Here is a 17,345-nt window from a genome sequence, read left to right as displayed (position 1 = left end):
ATCCTACCGCGATGCAGCAAACGGTTGATTTCGCACGCTTTACAAGCCTGTGTGAAAACGTTTACGTTCCGCGCCGTCAGGCCCCGGGAGGGCTGGTCAAGGGCGATAACCACGTGAGTGTGACGATCAAAGACGTTGCGAGAATGGCCAACGTATCGGTGGCTTCCGTCTCGCGCGCCCTCAACGGCCACGGCGGTGTGACGGCGGAAACCCAGAAGCGCATCCGCGAGGTCGCGGCCCGCCTTCGCTATGTGCCGCATAACGCCGCGCGCAGCCTCATCACCCGCCGCACGCAGACCATCGGCGCCCTGCTGCCCGACCTGCATGGCGCCTTCTTCTCCGAACTGATCCGCGGCATCGACCTCGCCGCCCGCGCGCGTGGGTTGTACATGCTGGTTTCCAGCTCGCATGGCGATGCCACGGAAGCGGCGATCGCCCTGCGCGCGATGCAGGGCCGGGTCGACGGCCTTCTGGTGATGTCGCCCCATGCCGACGAGGCCTTCCTCGACGAGAACCTGCCGATCGTGCTGCCGACCGTGCTGATCAACAGCCACGTGCGCTCCGATCGCCATGCTTCGCTCGATGTCGACGATTTCGGCGGCGCCCGCGCGATGACCGAGCACCTGCTGAGCCTTGGCCGCAAGCGCATCGTCTTCATCGCGGGTCCGCAGGTGAACCACGATGTGCAGGAGCGTGCCCGTGGTTATCGCGAGGCATTGGCGAAGGCTGGCCTCGGCGACCGCGCCGTCATCCTGCCGGGCGACTTCACCGAGGAGTCCGGCTATCACGCGGGCAAACAGGCGCTGGCGATGGTGCCGCGCCCCGACGCGATCTTCGCCGCCAACGACATGATGGCGATCGGCTGCCTTTCAGCGCTTTCCGAAGCGAAGCTGCGCACGCCGGACGACATCGCCGTGGTCGGCTACGACGACATTCCCATGGCGCGCTACGTGACGCCACCGCTTACCACCGTCCGCATACGCATCGCCGAGCTGGGCGAGGCGGCGCTGGAACGCCTCGTCAAGATGATCGAGGCACCCGAGGACGCCGCGCCCGAACCGCGCGTCGTCGTCGGCACTGAACTGGTCGTGCGCGCCTCGTGTGGCGGCAGCGACACGGTACGACGACGGGCCTGACGCCCCGTCGGAACGCACGGCTTGCCGGGCCGTGGATGGGACTCCCCAGGACGGCGTCAATCTCAGGACTTCGCTCGACGCGATACACGGGGGCATAACGCTCCAAGAGTGGCTCGACCACCGCGACACGACAGCCATGTCGACCCCGTGGATCACACACATAGAAAACATTTGGGAGAGGGGAACAATGAAAGCCTCGATGCAGTTGAAGAAGAAGATTCTCGCCGGCGTCATCACTGCGACTGTCGCCGCCGCCGTGGTGGCGCCCCCGGCATTCGCGCAGTCGGCCAACGCGACCCTTCGCGGCAAGGCCTCGCCGGGCGCGAACGTCACCGCGTTCAATCCGCAGACGGGCCTGACCCGCCACGCCAAGGCCGGCGCGGATGGCATGTACATCATCAATGGCCTGCCGCCGGCGACATACAAGGTCGATGCGGGTCCGGGCACCGAACAGACGGTGACGGTGACCGTCGCGTCGACCGCGACGCTGAACCTCGCCGCCGCGGCTCCCGCCGCCGGCGACGTCACCGCCAATGCGGCGAACGCCGCGTCGCTGGAAGGCGTGACGGTGAGCGCGACGACGCTGACCGAGGTGAGGACACCCGAAGTCGCCAAGACGATCTCGTTGCGCCAGATCCAGACCATTCCGCAGGTATCGCGCAACTTCCTCGAGTTCGCCGACACGGTCCCCGGCATGGTGTTCAGCGTCGACGCGCAAGGCCATACCTCGTTGCGCGGCGGCGCGCAGAACAACAGTTCCGTCAACGTCTTCATCGACGGCGTGGGCCAGAAGAGCTACGTGAAGGAGGGCGGCGTCGCCGGCCAGGTCAACAGCCAGGGCAACCCGTTCCCGCAGCTGGCCATCGGTGAGTACAAGGTCATCACCAGCAACTACAAGGCCGAGTACGACCAGGTTTCGTCGGCGGCGATCACGGCGGAGACGAAGTCGGGCACGAACGAATTCCATGGCGAGGTGTTCGATACCTATACCTCGGACAAGTACCGCAGCCGCACCCCTGCCGAGGAAGACGGCGACAAGGCGCGCTCGTTCGAGAAGGAATACGGTTTCGCGCTCGGCGGTCCGATCATCAAGGACAAGATGCACTTCTTCGTGACCTTCGAGCAGAAGAAGTTCGATACGCCGATCACCGTCACACCGGGTTCCGATGTGCCCGCTTCCGCCGTCGGCCTGCTTCCGGCGGCCGCCCAGGCCGCGCTGGGTCCCGCCAACCTGCCGTTCGACGAAAAGCTGTATTTCGGCAAGATCGACTGGGAACTGACCGATCGCGACCGCATCGAGATCAGCACCCAGGTGCGCCGCGAGACCCAGGCCGACAACATCGGCGCGGGCCAGTCGCGCGAGCAGTCCATCACCACCGAGAACCACGACACCCGCGGCACCTTCCGCTGGCAGCACAGCGGCGACTGGTTCTTCAACGAGTTCAAGGCTTCGTACGAGAACTCGTCGAACGATCCCCTGCCGCTGAACTACGGCAACGGTTACAACTACACGTGGCGCCCGAACAACGACGCGGCCATCATCGGCATCGGCTCGGCATCGGCACTGGCCACCCAGATCAAGGGCCAGGAAGGTCCGATGATCTCGGACGACTTCACCTTCAACGACCTCACCTGGCATGGCGACCACGTCGTCAAGGTGGGATACAAGTACAAGGAGGTCACGCTGCACGCGCAGGATGCGCAGAACACCAATCCGCAGTTCTTCTACAACGTCGATGAAAACGGCACGAACGCACTGCCGTACCGGGCGCAGTTCTCCAACCCGGTGCCCGGCCTGAATTCGATCGCCGAGACCAACAGCAAGCAGTACGGCGCGTACATCCAGGACGACTGGTCGATCAACGACCACCTCATCCTGAACCTCGGCGTGCGCTGGGACAAGGAAAAGACCCCGTCCTACCTCGACTACGTCACGCCGCAGAACGTGATCGACGGCTTCAACTCGCTCGATCCGAACGCCCAGGACCAGTTCCCGGGCCAGACCTATGCGCAGACGCTGGCCAAGGGTGGCATCAACTACCAGGACTACATCGGCAACGGCCACAACCGCCACGCGCAGAACCAGTGGGCGCCGCGACTGGGCTTCTCCTACGACCTGTTCGCCGACGAAGAGCACGTGATCCACGGCGGCGCGGGCCGCTCGTACGACCGCAACCTCTACGACTACCTGCAGCTGGAACAGACCAAGTCGGCCCTGCCGTACCAGGAGATCTTCTTCAACATTCCCGGCCGCAGCTGCAACGTCGGTCCGAACACGAACTGCGTGAACTGGGATCCGTCCTACCTCAACGGCCTCGAGAACCTGCAGGCGCTGGTCGCCGGCTCGAACAAGGGCCAGGAGGTCGACATGATGAACAACGACCTGAAGGCTCCGTATTCGGATCAGTTCAGCATCGGCATGTCGAACAAGATCGGGGACTGGAACACGGATGCGACGATCACGCGCGTGCTCTCGTATGACGGCTTCGCCTTCACGCTGGGCAACCGCTATCCGGACGGCTCGTTCTTCCAGAACGGCACCCAGCCCTGGAACAACGGCGTGCCCGGCTTCGGTTCGATGATCATCGGTAACAACGGCATCCGCACGCGCACGACCCAGGTGCTGCTGTCGGCCGACAAGCCGTACACCCGCGAGTCGGGCTGGAGCGCGAACTTCGCATACACCTATACGCGCGCCAAGCAGAACCGCGACATCAAGGAACACTACTCGTTCGACGAGGCCACCATCCAGGATTATCCGTTCGTCACCTCGAACGCGGCGTCGAAGCATCGCTTCGTGGCGACCGGCTCGCTGGATGGTCCGTGGGGCTTCACTTTCTCGGCGAAGCTGACCCTTGCGACACCGCTGCCCTGGAACGGTACGTATGGCTACGGCGGGGGGTACCTTTTCCCGACTGGCGAGGCAAACCGTCCGGGCGCCTTTACTCCTCCGGGTTCGAAGTTCCTCGTCGGCGGAAAGATCTGGGGTTATCGCGACATCGACTTCCAGGCCACGAAGGACTTCGTGCTCAACGAAAACGACCAGACGAAGTTCTACATCCGTTTCGACATCCTGAACGTCTTCAACTGGAAGAACCTGGTCGACTACAACACGAACTTCGGGACTATCAACGCTCCGACGGGTACGCCGGTCGTGTTCAACAAGAATGGCAACATCCAGTTCGTGCCGCGTACCGCCCGCTTCACGGCTGGCTTCAAGTTCTAAGCGCTCCAGCGGCGCATCCGGCACGCATGGCCGGGTGCGCCGTATTTGGCGCCCGCGCGTCTCCCCGCGGGCGCATTTCTTAGCCCCTGCACCAGCGGTCCAGCGATGAACAACGGCATCACCCATATCGTCGTCGTCGGTGGAGGCACCGCCGGATGGATGGCGGCATCCGCACTGGCGCGCGTGCTCGGCCGGAAGGTGACCGTTCGGCTCGTCGAGTCCGACGAGATCGGAATCGTCGGTGTCGGTGAAGCCACCGTTCCGCACATCAAGCTCTTCAACAACCTGCTGGGACTGAACGAAGCCCATTTCGTCGCCCGCACGCAGGGTACGTTCAAGCTCGGCATCCAGTTCCGCGACTGGGGCAGGCTGGGCGACTCCTATATCCACGGTTTCGGCGTGATGGGCCACGACATCGGCCTGACGCCATTCCATCAGTTCTGGCTCAAGGGCCGGCAGGCAGGCTCCGCCGCCGACCTCGGCGACTACTCCGTCAACACCGTCGCCGCCGTCCGCGGCAAGTTCATGCCCGCGCCGGTCGACGTGCCCGCGAGCAATCCCCTCGGTGGCATCGCTTACGCGTATCACTTCGACGCGTCGCTCTATGCCCGTTACCTGCGCGAATACGCGGAAGCGCGTGGAGTCCGGCGCAGCGAAGGCAAGGTCCGGGACGTCGAGTTGCATCCGGAGTCGGGCCATGTCGCCGCGGTGCTGCTCGCCAGCGGCGAGCGTATCGAGGGCGACCTCTTCATCGACTGCTCGGGATTTCGTGGCCTGCTCATCGAAGGCGCCTTGGAATCCGGCTACGAGGACTGGAGCCACTGGCTTCCCTGCGACCGCGCACTGGCCGTACCGTGCGCGCGCGTGGAAGAACCGACGCCGTATACGCGCTCCACCGCGCGCGAAGCGGGTTGGCAATGGCGCATTCCGCTGCAACATCGCACCGGCAACGGCTACGTGTATTCGAGCCGCCACATCGGTGATGACGAGGCCGCCGCGAAGCTCCTGGCGAACCTCGATGGCGAAGCCCTGGCGGAACCTCGTCCGCTGCGCTTCGTCACCGGCATCCGGAAGAAAGCATGGAACCGGAATGTGGTTTCGCTCGGTCTCGCCAGCGGTTTCATGGAGCCGCTGGAATCGACCAGCATCCATATGATCCAGGCGGGAATTTCGAAGTTGCTTCAGCTGTTCCCATCCGATGGCGTGATGGACCCCGTGCTGGTCGACCGCTACAACGCGCAGACCCGCTTCGAGGCGGAGCGCATCCGCGACTTCCTGATCCTGCATTACAAGGCCACCGCCCGCGACGACTCACCTTTCTGGAACGATTGCAGGAACATGTCGATTCCTGCTTCGTTGCAGGAGAACATCGACCTGTTTCGCCACAGCGGCCGCTTCTTCCGTACCGCGGAGGAGATGTTCGCCGTGGTCAGCTGGATCCAGGTGATGATCGGCCAGGGCATCATGCCGAGGGGTTACGATCCGCTGGTCGACCAGATGCCCGATGAGGATATTCCGAGGTTTCTTGCCAGCATCCGCGACGTCGTTTCGAAGAACGTCGACCTGATGCCCACCCACCAGCAGTTCATCGACCGCGAATGCCGCGCGCCGCAGGTGGTGTCATGACATGCGCGATTGCCAGGGCACCAGCCGGTACGTATGGTTCCCGTTCGACCAAGGCCCTGCGGGGCCTTTCTCCGACCCTCTGGCGTAAACGTTTACACAGCTAGGACCCGCGTCATGCAAGCCAAAACGACAAAGCGTCTCTCGTTCTTCCTCGCCCTCGGTGTCCTCCTCGCCTTCGCCTCGCCGTTGGCCATGGCGGAAAAAGAGACACCCAGGCCGACACACGCCCAAGCGGTGGCGATCAAGGACATCCACCCCGTTCCACCGATGATCGTGGATCTGGAGAAGCGCACGTTCCAGTGGTTCTGGGACAGCGCCAACCCGTCCAACGGCCTCATTCCCGACCACTACCCGACCGACTCCTTCGCCTCGATCACTTCGGTGGGCTTCGGCCTTACCGCCTACGGCGTCGGCGTGGAGCGCGGCTATATCACGCGCGAGCAGGCGGTCGACCGCACGCTGGTCACATTGCGCTTCTTCCACGACGCGCCGCAGAACGATTCCGAAGACGATGCCACCGGCTACCACGGTTTCTTCTATCACTTCCTCGACATGGAAACCGGCAAGCGCCACGATCGCCGGGTGGAGGCGTCCACCGTCGACACGGCGCTGTTGCTTGGTGGCGTGCTGTTCGCGCAGAGCTACTACGACCGCGACGATGCGAAGGAAAAGGAAATCCGCAGCCTCGCCGACGACATCTATCGCCGCGTGGAATGGACCTGGGCGCAGAACCACAAACCGCTGATCAGCATGGGCTGGACGCCGGGCGGCAAGCACATCCCGCACGACTGGACCGGTTACAACGAAGGCATGCTCGTGTACATCCTGGCGCTCGGCTCACCCACCCATCCCGTGGGCGAGGATGCATGGGCCGCCTGGACGAAGACCTACGACAAGACCTGGGGCGAATTCCACGGCCAGACCTTCCTCAATTTCGCTCCGCTGTTCGGACACCAGTTCAGCCACACCTGGGTGGACTTCCGCGGCATCCGCGACGCCTGGAGCCGCGCACACAATATCGACTATTTCGAGAACAGCCGCCGAGCCACGTATTCGCAGCAGGCCTACGCCATAGCCAATCCCGGTGGCTGGACCGGCTACGGCAAGAACATATGGGGCCTCACCGCCAGCAACGGTCCGGGCGGCATGATCGTGAAGCAGGGTGACAAGGAGCGCACGTTCGCCGGCTATACCGCGCGCGGTGCCGGCCTCGACTACATCTCCGACGACGGCACCATCGTGCCGACGGCCGCGGGTGGTTCCATCGCCTTCGCGCCGGAGATCGTGATCCCCGCGCTGGAGGAAATGAAGAAGAAATATGGCCAGTACATCTATACGAAATACGGTTTCGTCGACGCCTTCAACCTCAGCTTCCATACGCAGACCGACTTGCGCACGGGCAGGCTGATACCGGGCTTCGGCTGGGCCGATACGGTGCATCTCGGGCTCGACCAGGGACCGATCGTGCTGATGATCGAGAACTACCGTAGCGAGTTCGTCTGGAACGTGATGAAGAAGAACCCGTACATCCGCAAGGGGCTCGAGCGCGCCGGCTTCACCGGTGGCTGGCTCGATGCCGATACGGAAGCCAACCTATGGTGAGGCGCGTGGCGCGCGTCCTGCGCGTTACCCTGGTATTGGCGCTCGCCGGTGCCGTTGTCGCCGGCTGCGCGAAACAGGAACAAGGCACGCGTACGTTGCAGTTCTGGACGATCGGCCGCGAAGGCGAGGCCGTGGCGAAGCTGCTGCCTGAGTTCGAGGCCGAACATCCGGGGTTGCATGTGGAAATACAGCAGCTCCCGCTCACGGCCGCGCATCAGAAGCTGCTTACCGCGTATGCGGGCGACTCGACGCCGGACATCACGCAGCTGGGTAACACGTGGATTCCCGAGATGGTGGCGCTCGGCGCGCTCGAGCCACTCGATGCGCGTGTCGCCGGTTCGAAGATCGTCGCCCGCGACGATTACTTTCCTGCGATCTGGTCCACCAATGTCATCGACGGCACGCTCTATGGCGTGCCCTGGTACGTGGATACCCGCCTGCTTTTCTACCGCAAGGACCTGCTCGCCAAGGTGGGTTACGACCACCCGCCGCGCGACTGGAACGAATGGCAGGCGATGATGGCCCGGCTGGCCCAGCCTCGTGGCAAGGCCTATGGCGTGCTGTTGCCCACCAACGAGTTCGAACAACTGCTGGCGCTGGCCTTGCAGCAGGACGATCCGCTGTTGCGCGACGACGGGCGCTACGGCAACTTCCGCAGCCCGGGGTTCAAGAAGGCGCTGGCCTTCTACGTCTCGATGTTCAAGGACCAGCAGGCGCCGATGATGACCAACGTCGGCATCGGCAACCCCTGGGCCGCGTTCGGCCAGGGCTTCTATGCGTTCTATCTTTCCGGCCCCTGGAACATCGGCGAGTTCCGCAAGCGCCTGCCGCCCGAGCAACAGGGCGACTGGGGCACCGTGGCGCTGCCTGGCCCGAACGGTCCGGGCGCATCGAACGCGGGCGGCTCCAGCCTTGTGATCTACCGTGCATCGAAGCACAAGGACGATGCCTGGGCACTCATCGAGTTCCTGTCGCGCCCGGCGATCCAGGCGCGGTTCTATGAAATCCTGGGCGACATGCCGCCACGCCGCTCGTCGTGGCAGGCGCCCGCCCTGAAGGACGACGACAAGGCCACGGCGTTCCGCGACCAACTGGAACGCGTGAAACCCACGCCGCCCGTCGCCGAATGGGAGCGTATCGTCACCGAGATGCAGCTGGTCGCGGCACAGGCCACGCATGGCGATCTCACGATCGACCAGGCCGCCGAGGAAATCGACCGGCGCGCCGACCGTCTCCTGGAAAAACGCCGCTGGATGCTGGACCACGGCCACAAGGCAACACCATGAATACCACCCGCGCCGCCTGGCTCTTCGTCACCCCAGCTCTGATCATCCTCGGGCTGTTCTTCCTGTTGCCGGTGGTCGCGGCATTGTTCCTGTCCGTCACCGATTACGATCTCTACGCGCTGGCGGATATCCGCAACCTGCGTTTCGTCGCCCTGCAGAACTACTGGTCGCTGCTGCAGCGTCCGCTGTTCTGGTCGGCGTTGGGCCATACCGTGTATTTCGTGGTGGTGGGCGTGCCGTTGTCGCTGATCGCCTCGCTGGGCGCGGCGATGCTCCTCAACTCACCCATGGCCCGCTTCAAGCCGTTCTTCCGCACCGCGTTGTTCGCACCCGTGGTCACGACGGTGGTGGCCGTCGCGGTGATCTGGCGCTACCTGTTCAACACCAAGTACGGCCTGATCAACTACGTGCTCGACTCCATCGGCATGCCCACCGTGGACTGGCTCGGCGACCCGCACTGGGCGATGCCCACGATCATCCTCTTCGCCGTGTGGAAGAACTTCGGCTACAACATGATCATCTTCATGGCTGGCTTGCAGGCGATTCCCGGCGACCTGTACGAAGCCGCACGCATCGACGGCGCCTCGGCCATCGCGCAGTTCCGCCATATCACGCTGCCGATGCTGAAGCCGACGATGGTGATGGTCGGCATCCTCACCGTCTCGGGTTACTTCCAGTTGTTCGCCGAACCCTACGTGATGACCGAAGGCGGACCGCTGCAAAGCACGACCTCGGTGCTGTACCTGATGTACGAGGAAGGCTTCAAGTGGTGGAACCTCGGCTCGGCCTCGGCAGTGGCCTTCATCCTGTTCGTGATCATGTTCGTGGTCACCGCCGCGATGCTTCGCCTGTCGAAGCAGGGAGAAGCGGCATGAGCCCCCGCATGGCGAAAGCCCTCATCAACGGCCTGCTGATCGGCGGCGCCGCGATCGCCATCGCGCCATTGCTGTACATGGTCTCGGTGTCGTTCATGCCCCAGGGACAGGCCAGCTCGCTGCCTCCACCCGTGCTGCCCACGCACGCCACGCTGGACAACTACCGGCAGCTCTTCCTCAACGCCGGCATGGGCCGTTACCTCTTCAACAGCCTGCTGATCTCGACGGCCATCACCGTCATCTCGCTGGCGTTCAACCTGATGGCCGGCTACGCCTTCGCCAAGCTGGAGTTCAAAGGGCGCCAACGCCTCTTCCAGGTGTTGCTTGGTGCGTTGGTGATTCCGGCGCAGGTGGCGATGCTGCCTCTGTTCCTGTTGCTGAAGTACATGGGCCTGGTGAATACCTATGGCGCGGTGATCGTCCCCGCGCTGGCGACGATCTTCGGCATCTTCCTCGTCCGCCAGTATGCCAGCGGCATTCCGGACGACCTGATGGAAGCCGCGCGCATCGATGGGGCGGGCGAGTTCCGCATCTTCGCCACGATCGTGATGCCGCTGCTCAAGCCGATCATGGTCACGCTCGCGATCTTCACCTTCCTCGCTGCATGGAACGACTTCATGTGGCCGTTGATCGCCCTGACCGGACAAGAGCACTACACGCTTCCCATCGCACTGGCGTCGCTGTCGCGCGAGCACGTGCAGGATAGCGAGTTGATGATGGCCGGTTCGGTCGTGACCATCCTGCCGGTGTTGGTACTGTTCCTCGCCTTGCAGCGCTACTACCTGGAAGGCCTGCTGCTGGGCAGCGTCAAGGGCTGAGCATGGCGCAGAACCATACCGAAGGAACCGCACTGGTGAAAGCCTCACCTGGAGGAACCCCGCGTGCAGGAGCCTCACTTATAGGAGCCTCACTTGTGGGAGCCGCTTCAGTGGCGATCCCGCGGCAGCGGGCCAGTATGAGACGAGCACCCATCGCCGCTGAAGCGGCTCCCACAAGAGCGGCGGGGGCTTCGAAGGGTTCCAAGGGACTGCGCAGGACATTGTTCGCGCTATTCATCGCGGGCGCCGTTGCCGCTTCCGCGACAGCGGCGACATCCTCGACAGCTCTGGCGGCTCCGGCATCGTCGGCCCCCACGGCGCTCGACAACTTCGATACGACCAGCGGCTGGACGGCGACACACACCGACGACGTCTCCGCCACGCTTCGTGCCATTCCCGGGAAGACCGGGCAGGCGATCTGCCTCGACTACGATTTCAACGGCGTATCCGGCGCGGCCTCCATCCGCAAGACGCTGCCGATCGATTTTCCCGACGGTTTCGCGCTGAGCTTCGATGTGCGCGGAAACATGCCGCCGAACACCTTGCAGTTCAAACTGATCGACGACAGCGGCGACAACGTGTGGTGGTTCCAGAAACCGTCCTTCGTTCCACGCGATGCATGGCAGACGATCGAAGCCACGAGCCGCCAGGTGGAGTTCGCCTGGGGTCCGCTGAAGGACCGCACGCTCCGACATACACGCGACGTGGAATTCGTGATCTACGCCGAGGCCCAACCCAACGCCAACGCCAACGCCAACGCCAACAAGTCTCCAGCCGGCAGCATCCCTGTGGGAGCCGCTTCAGCGGCAATCCCGTGGCAGCAGGCCAGTCTGGCGCAAGCACCCATCGCCGCTGAAGCGGCTCCCACAACGGGTCCCATGGCACCTGGCGCGAACAAGGGTGAGGTCTGCTTCGATAACCTTCGCCTCGTCGCACGCAAACCCGAAGCCGTACCCGCTCCACCACCCACGCCCAATGCCATCTTCGAATCGCGTGCGAAGCAGGTACGCCGCGGCCTCTACCCACGCGGGTTCTCCGGCGAGCAATCCTATTGGACGATCGTCGGCGTCGACGGTGGCAGCCGTGACTCGGCCCTGATCTCCGAAGACGGCGCCGTCGAAGTCGTGCGCGGCGGCTTCTCGATCGAGCCGTTCCTGATCGACGGGCGCAAGCTCATCACCTGGGCCGATGTGACGACGAGCCAGTCGCTGCGCGACGGCTATCTTCCCCTTCCTTCCGTTCGTTGGCAGGCGGGCGAGCTCGCGCTCACGACCACCGCCTTTGCGCAGGGCCCGGCGGGCGCGTCGCAGCTGGTGATGGGTTACCGGATGGAGAACAACGGCGACAAGGCCCGCGACGTGACGCTGGCACTGGCCGCGCGGCCTTTCCAGGTGAATCCCCCCACGCAGTTCCTCAACGCGCCCGGTGGCGTCAGCCGTATCGACGATCTCGCCTGGGATGGCAAGGCGCTTACCGTCAACGGCAGGCGCAAGGTGATCCCCTTGCAGACGACGACCGGTTTCGTCGCCAGCACGAATGAACCGGCGACCTTGAGCGAACGCCTGGATGCGGGCGAACGGCCCTCGACGAAGACGCTGCATGACAACGGCGGCTTCGCCCAGGGCGCATTGCTATATGACCTGCGCGTGCCCGCGCATGGCCACGTGGATCTCGGCGTCGTCGTTCCGGTGAAGCCAGGCGACGATGTCGCGATGCCGAACGACGCCGGGCGCTGGCTCGCCGATCATGCCGATGCGGTCGCGGCTTCGTGGCGCGACAAACTGGATCGTGTGACGGTGACCGTACCCGACGTGGCGCGGCCGGTCGTCGACACGATGAGGAGCGGTATCGCGCAAATCTTGATTTCCCGCGACGGTCCCGCCTTGCAGCCCGGCACCCGTTCGTATTCGCGAACATGGGTCCGCGATGGCGCGATGATGCTCGAAGGCCTGTTGCGTACGGGCCATGAAGACGTCGCCTCTGAATTCATCCGCTGGTACGCGCCACATCAGTTCTCCAACGGCAAGGTTCCGTGTTGCGTCGACGCGCGCGGTTCCGATCCCGTTCCCGAGAACGATAGCCACGGCGAACTGATCTTCAGCGTGGCGGAGCTCTGGCGTTATACGCACGATCGCGCGACGGTGGAGGCGCTGTATCCGCACGTACGCAAGGCCGTCGCCTATATGGACGGATTGCGCATGAGCGAACGCGTGCCGTCACGACGGGATGGACCGGATCGGGCTCTTTACGGACTGATGCCCGCATCGATCAGTCACGAGGGCTATTCGACCAAGCCGATGCATTCGTACTGGGACGATTTCTGGGCGTTGAAGGGTTACGACGATGCCGTTGAACTCGCACAGGCACTTCGCCAGCCGGATGACGCGAAGCGCTTCATCGCGTCGCGCGATCAGTTCCGCGATGACCTGCATGCTTCCATCGCCGCGGCGGTGAAAGCCAAGGGCATCGATTTCATCCCCGGTTCGGCCGAACTGGGCGATTTCGACGCGACCTCGACCACCATCGCGCTATCGCCGGGAGGCGAGCAGTCGCGACTGCCGAAGGCCTTGCTCGACAACACCTTCGAGACATACTGGCGTGGCTTCGTCGCCCGTCGCGATGGAAAAACCGCGTGGAAAGACTACACGCCGTACGAACTACGCACGATCGCCAGCTTCATCCGGCTCGGCTGGCGCGACCGGCTCGATGAGCTCGTAGCGTTCTTCTTCGCCGACCGTCGTCCCGCCGCGTGGAACCAATGGGCCGAAGTGGTGGGCCGCGATCCGCGTGAACCGCGTTTCGTGGGCGACATGCCGCATGCGTGGATCGCCTCGGACTACGTGCGCTCGGCACTGGACATGTTCGCCTACGACCGCGAGTCCGATGGTGCCCTGGTGATCGCCGCCGGCGTGCAGCCAGGATGGCTGGGAGGCGAGGGCATAGCGATCCGCGACCTGCGCACGCCTTACGGGCGGTTCGGTTACACGTTGAAGGCGAAGGGTGGGGAGGCGGTGCTGGAGATCACGCAGCCGGTGCACATGCCGGGCGGGATCGTTCTTTCGCTGCCATCGGGCGAGGTGAAGGTTCCGGCCGGGGCGAAGCGTTTGCGGGCCACGCTATAGGTTCCGGACCTTCGGTTCTGAGGCCTGGGTACTTTGCAGGTCAGCCGCTCGGTGGCAGACCACCTGGTGGGAGCCGACCTGTCGGCGATTCCCTAGTGCGTCGCCACCCGAGTGCGCAAAAGCGCATCCACCGCCTGCTGCCACTCGGCCGAACCCGGCGACGCCTGTGGGGCTTCCTGTCCAAGCTTCGTATTCACGGCCCGGTTCCACTCGTCGGAACCCGGCGTGGGCCCATGTCCGTCGTCACTGACCGCCAACGTCTTGTCGACCCAGGCCAGCCATTCAGGCGAGCCGAGCGCCGGGTTTGCCGGCGCCGTCTTGCCCGGAGCCGGTGACGCGGCCGTCGCGGCCGCCGTGGGCGACGCCTCGGGTGCGGCGGGTTCGGAATGGGAGCACGCCGCGATGATGAACGCGGCCGTGAGCGGTACGACGGTGAGCAAGAAGCGCATGTGCAGTGAAATCCTCGCGATGCGTATGGGTGCGATCCTACGAACCCTTTCCCTTCCGGCGCCTAAACGCCTCGGGGAACTTATTGAATCCGTTCAGCTTCGCGCTGCGACTTCATCGATGTGCCGGAGCAGGTCGGCCGGGTCCTCGAACACACGGTAGGCACCCGCCCGTTCGAGTTCGTTCTCGCCATAGCCTCCGGACAGCAGGCCGATTCCCAGAGCCCTGGCCCGCTGGGCGGCGAGCATATCCCAGATCGCATCGCCGATGACCATCGCATCGCGGATGTCGGTCCCCAGCCGCTGGGCAGCGGTGACGAAGAGATCCGGGTCGGGCTTCGCGTGGCGGACCTGGTCGCGGGTCACCACCGGCACCTTGTCCGGATCGACGCCGAGGGCCGCGATATTGTGCGCCGCCGTTTCCATGCGCCCGCTGGTGGCGATGGCCCAGGGAATTTTCGCGTCCGTGAGCCATTTCAGCAGTTCGACCGCGCCGGGCAGCGGTTTCACCGCGCCGGCCTCGGCCAACCTCCCATAGGCCGCGGCATGGTTGCGGCGCAGGCGGTCGATCCGGTCCGGCGTGATCTCGGTCTGCGTCTCGCGCAGCAGGATGTCGGTGAACAAGCCGCCGCTCATCCCGATCTTGCGGTGGATCCGCCACACGGAGAGGTCGATGCCCTCCATGTCGAGCGATTCCTTCCATGCGAGGACGTGCTGGTAGACGCTGTCGACGAGGGTCCCGTCGAGATCGAAGAGGAAGGCATGCTTTTGTCTGGACATGCCCGGCAGGGTACGGCGGCAAGGGCGAACCTGACAACCGCCGCCGTCCCGTGACAGGGTTCTCGTCAGAACTTTCCCGCGCGGAAGTCGGCGATCGCCTCATGGATCTGCGCCGGCGTGTTCATGACGAACGGGCCGTAACGCGCCACCGGCTCGGCGAGCGGACGGCCCGCGACGAACAGGATACGGGCGTGTCCTTCCGCGGCGAAGCTGACCTTGTCACCTTTCGATAGCACGGCCAACTCGCTGCGCGCCAATGTCTCACCGGCCACGGTCGTCGCCGTGCCGTCGAAGACGTAGGCGAACGCGCTATGGCCTTCCGGCAGGTCGAGTTCCAGGCGGGCACCCGCATCCAGTGCGATGTCGAGATAGATCGGATCGGTACTGATGCCGGAGACCGGCCCCTTCTCGCCAGCGATTTCGCCCGCGACGACACGTACGGTCACGCCTTCGGCGGGCCGTACGACAGGGATCTCGGTGGGGGCGATGTCCTGGTAACGCGGCGCCACCATCTTGTCGGCGGCGGGCAGGTTCACCCACAGCTGGAAGCCCCACATCAGGCCTTCTTCCTGTTGCGGCATTTCAGAATGCAGGATGCCGCGCCCGGCCGTCATCCACTGGACGCTGCCGGGACCGAGGTCGCCACGGTTGCCGTGGTTGTCGCCGTGCCGCATGCGGCCGGCGAGCATGTAGGTCACCGTTTCGAAGCCGCGATGGGGATGCTCGGGGAAACCTTCGATGTAGTCACCGGGCTGGTCCGAACGGAATTCGTCGAGCAGCAGGAACGGGTCCACCATGTCGAGGGCGGGCTGACCGATGATGCGCTTGAGCTTCACGCCCGCGCCGTCGGCGGTATCCATGCCGCTGACGCGGCGGGTGATGTGGCGATGGGTCATGGCTGGCTCCTTGGTTGCCGCCAAGATGCCGGTTGTGGCGCACGCCGCCAAGGCGCGTGGCGTGAACGATGCGTTTCGCGAAGCGGGGGGTGTCAGTGCACCCAGTGGCCCGATCGCTGCCGTGGCGGGCCGTCCTCGCCTTCCACGCGCGGGCGGGTGAGCGCCTGGAGCTCGGCCTCCGTCGGCGGACTTTCACGCCAGTAATCGCCCACGGCGTTGAGCACCTCCGGCAGCTGGCCCAGGCATTCGTCGTATTCGTCGTCGGTGAGCTTTTCGAATTCGGCGTCGGCCTGGAGCACGCCTTCGTCCACCGCCAGCGCCATGATGGGGCCGAGCAGTTGCATCAGCGTGGGGTCCTCCGCGAGCCGCGTTTCCCACAGCTGGGCGCGCATGTCGATGCCGCGGCTGAAACCTTCGCACCAGCCGGCCGCCGAAAGCAGCGGTCCTTCCTCGGTGTCGATCTCGCCGAGGATGGGCTCGTAGGCATCCACGTCGAGTTCCGCGCTGATCGAGTCGTTGAGCTTGGCGAGCAACTCCAGCACCCGGTTGCCTTCGCTTTCGTCCTCGAACGCGTCGTGCAGGACCTCGTGCAGCCACTCCTCGGGCTTCACTTCGAGGGGGCCGATCGCCACGGCCGAGAGCAGGCCATGCACGCCATCGAGCATGAGGTCGCCGTCGCTACCGTGCGCGCGCAGGTAGGTATCGAGTTCTTCGAGCTCCCGGTCGTCGAGAGAACTCGGCCATTCGGACTTCGGTGTATTCAAAGGTTCAACTCCAACGCGACGGGCGCGTGGTCGGACGGCTGCTCCCACTTACGCGGCGCCTTGTCGATGATCGACGAGGTCGCGACGGATTTGAGCGCATCGCTGATCAAGATGAGGTCGATCCGCAGTCCCATGTTGCGGCGGAACGCGGCCTGGCGGTAGTCCCACCAGCTGAAGATGCCGGCATCTTCGGTGAAAAGCCGGAAACTGTCATGAAGACCCACGTCGAGCAGGGCCTGCAAGGCCGCGCGCTCGGGCGGGGAACAGAAGATGTCCTCGCCCCAGGCGACCGGATCGTAGACATCGCGGTCGTCGCGGCAGATGTTGAAGTCGCCGAGCACCACGAGTTTCGGATGCCGGGCGATCTCGGTTTCGAGGAAATCGCGCACGCGCGCCAGCCAGTGCAGCTTGTAGGTGTACTTTTCGTCGCCGAGCGCCTTGCCGTTGACGACGTAGAGGTTCACCACGCGAACGTCGCCCACCGTCGCCGCGATGATGCGCCGCTGCGGGTCGTCGAGGCCGGCGATGTCGGTCACGACATCGCCGATGTCGTCCTTGGCGAGGATGGCGACGCCGTTATAGGTCTTCTGCCCGGAAAACACGGCGCGATAACCCATGGCCGCGACCTCGTCGACGGGAAACTTGTCGTCGGTGACCTTGGTTTCCTGCAACGCGACGATGTCGGGCTGCGCCTCGGCCAGCCATTGCTGGAGATGGGGCAGGCGGACCTTGAGTGAGTTGACGTTCCATGACGCGATCTTCATGGCG

General features: G+C 64.4%; 12 protein-coding genes and 1 pseudogene. 8 read left to right on the top strand and 5 right to left on the bottom strand.

Annotated elements, in window-relative coordinates; translation table 11 throughout:
* Positions 1–143 precede the first annotated feature (143 nt).
* The 8 genes and pseudogenes from ACR9Y6_RS15430 to ACR9Y6_RS15395 all read left to right on the top strand — a co-directional run.
* On the top strand, positions 144–1,136 hold the full coding sequence (locus ACR9Y6_RS15430) for a LacI family DNA-binding transcriptional regulator (RefSeq protein WP_481282080.1): 993 nt from the start codon (positions 144–146) through the stop codon (positions 1,134–1,136).
* Between the two features lie 187 nt (positions 1,137–1,323).
* Positions 1,324–4,362: a TonB-dependent receptor gene (locus tag ACR9Y6_RS15425; protein WP_481282079.1), complete on the top strand. Its 3,039-nt coding sequence runs from the start codon at positions 1,324–1,326 to the stop codon at positions 4,360–4,362.
* A gap of 105 nt (positions 4,363–4,467) precedes the next feature.
* Entirely contained in the window at positions 4,468–5,988 is a 1,521-nt protein-coding gene (locus ACR9Y6_RS15420) for a tryptophan halogenase family protein (protein WP_481282078.1), read from the top strand.
* Positions 5,989–6,102: 114 nt separating this feature from the next.
* Positions 6,103–7,590 carry a glucoamylase family protein gene (locus ACR9Y6_RS15415; RefSeq protein ID WP_481282077.1) on the top strand — a complete coding sequence of 496 codons (1,488 nt, stop codon included), beginning with the start codon at positions 6,103–6,105 and terminating at the stop codon, positions 7,588–7,590.
* Positions 7,584–8,876: a sugar ABC transporter substrate-binding protein gene (locus tag ACR9Y6_RS15410; RefSeq protein WP_481282076.1), complete on the top strand. Its 1,293-nt coding sequence runs from the start codon at positions 7,584–7,586 to the stop codon at positions 8,874–8,876. Before ACR9Y6_RS15415 ends, ACR9Y6_RS15410 begins: the two co-directional genes overlap by 7 nt.
* A complete protein-coding gene (locus tag ACR9Y6_RS15405; protein WP_481282075.1) occupies positions 8,873–9,751 on the top strand; it encodes a carbohydrate ABC transporter permease in 879 nt (292 codons plus the stop codon). Before ACR9Y6_RS15410 ends, ACR9Y6_RS15405 begins: the two co-directional genes overlap by 4 nt.
* The gene (locus ACR9Y6_RS15400; protein ID WP_306848624.1) at positions 9,748–10,569 is read left to right on the top strand and encodes a carbohydrate ABC transporter permease; all 822 of its coding nucleotides are present in this window, start codon (positions 9,748–9,750) and stop codon (positions 10,567–10,569) included. Before ACR9Y6_RS15405 ends, ACR9Y6_RS15400 begins: the two co-directional genes overlap by 4 nt.
* Positions 10,570–10,706: 137 nt before the next feature.
* A pseudogene (locus tag ACR9Y6_RS15395) lies at positions 10,707–13,637 on the top strand (discoidin domain-containing protein); the annotation flags it as partial.
* Positions 13,638–13,783: 146 nt separating this feature from the next.
* Here the strand turns inward: ACR9Y6_RS15395 and ACR9Y6_RS15390 are convergent.
* From ACR9Y6_RS15390 to xth, 5 genes are all read right to left on the bottom strand, one after another.
* The gene (locus ACR9Y6_RS15390; protein WP_481282074.1) at positions 13,784–14,140 is read right to left on the bottom strand and encodes a hypothetical protein; all 357 of its coding nucleotides are present in this window, start codon (positions 14,138–14,140) and stop codon (positions 13,784–13,786) included.
* A 93-nt stretch (positions 14,141–14,233) separates the two neighbouring features.
* Positions 14,234–14,917 carry an HAD family hydrolase gene (locus tag ACR9Y6_RS15385; RefSeq protein WP_481282073.1) on the bottom strand — a complete coding sequence of 228 codons (684 nt, stop codon included), beginning with the start codon at positions 14,915–14,917 and terminating at the stop codon, positions 14,234–14,236.
* A gap of 65 nt (positions 14,918–14,982) precedes the next feature.
* Entirely contained in the window at positions 14,983–15,813 is an 831-nt protein-coding gene (locus ACR9Y6_RS15380) for a pirin family protein (protein WP_481282072.1), read from the bottom strand.
* Positions 15,814–15,905: 92 nt separating this feature from the next.
* Positions 15,906–16,577, bottom strand: a complete 672-nt coding sequence (locus tag ACR9Y6_RS15375) for a YecA/YgfB family protein (protein WP_481282071.1) — start codon at positions 16,575–16,577, stop codon at positions 15,906–15,908.
* Positions 16,574–17,341: an exodeoxyribonuclease III gene (gene xth / locus ACR9Y6_RS15370; RefSeq protein WP_481282070.1), complete on the bottom strand. Its 768-nt coding sequence runs from the start codon at positions 17,339–17,341 to the stop codon at positions 16,574–16,576. The genes ACR9Y6_RS15375 and xth overlap by 4 nt, the downstream gene beginning before the upstream one ends.
* Positions 17,342–17,345 lie beyond the last annotated feature (4 nt).

It is taken from the genome of Luteibacter sp. TLI7-4A, assembly GCF_056754745.1.
This window is presented reverse-complemented; position numbering and strand designations above follow the sequence as displayed.

Coding starts and splice junctions, on each gene's coding strand:
- ACR9Y6_RS15410 (WP_481282076.1), top strand. CDS start 7,584: ATGGTGAGGCGCGTGGCGCGCGTCCTGCGCGTTACCCTGGTATTGGCG.
- ACR9Y6_RS15390 (WP_481282074.1), bottom strand. CDS start 14,140: ATGCGCTTCTTGCTCACCGTCGTACCGCTCACGGCCGCGTTCATCATC.
- ACR9Y6_RS15425 (WP_481282079.1), top strand. CDS start 1,324: ATGAAAGCCTCGATGCAGTTGAAGAAGAAGATTCTCGCCGGCGTCATC.
- ACR9Y6_RS15380 (WP_481282072.1), bottom strand. CDS start 15,813: ATGACCCATCGCCACATCACCCGCCGCGTCAGCGGCATGGATACCGCC.
- ACR9Y6_RS15420 (WP_481282078.1), top strand. CDS start 4,468: ATGAACAACGGCATCACCCATATCGTCGTCGTCGGTGGAGGCACCGCC.
- ACR9Y6_RS15405 (WP_481282075.1), top strand. CDS start 8,873: ATGAATACCACCCGCGCCGCCTGGCTCTTCGTCACCCCAGCTCTGATC.
- xth (WP_481282070.1), bottom strand. CDS start 17,341: ATGAAGATCGCGTCATGGAACGTCAACTCACTCAAGGTCCGCCTGCCC.
- ACR9Y6_RS15415 (WP_481282077.1), top strand. CDS start 6,103: ATGCAAGCCAAAACGACAAAGCGTCTCTCGTTCTTCCTCGCCCTCGGT.
- ACR9Y6_RS15400 (WP_306848624.1), top strand. CDS start 9,748: ATGAGCCCCCGCATGGCGAAAGCCCTCATCAACGGCCTGCTGATCGGC.
- ACR9Y6_RS15385 (WP_481282073.1), bottom strand. CDS start 14,917: ATGTCCAGACAAAAGCATGCCTTCCTCTTCGATCTCGACGGGACCCTC.
- ACR9Y6_RS15430 (WP_481282080.1), top strand. CDS start 144: ATGGCCAACGTATCGGTGGCTTCCGTCTCGCGCGCCCTCAACGGCCAC.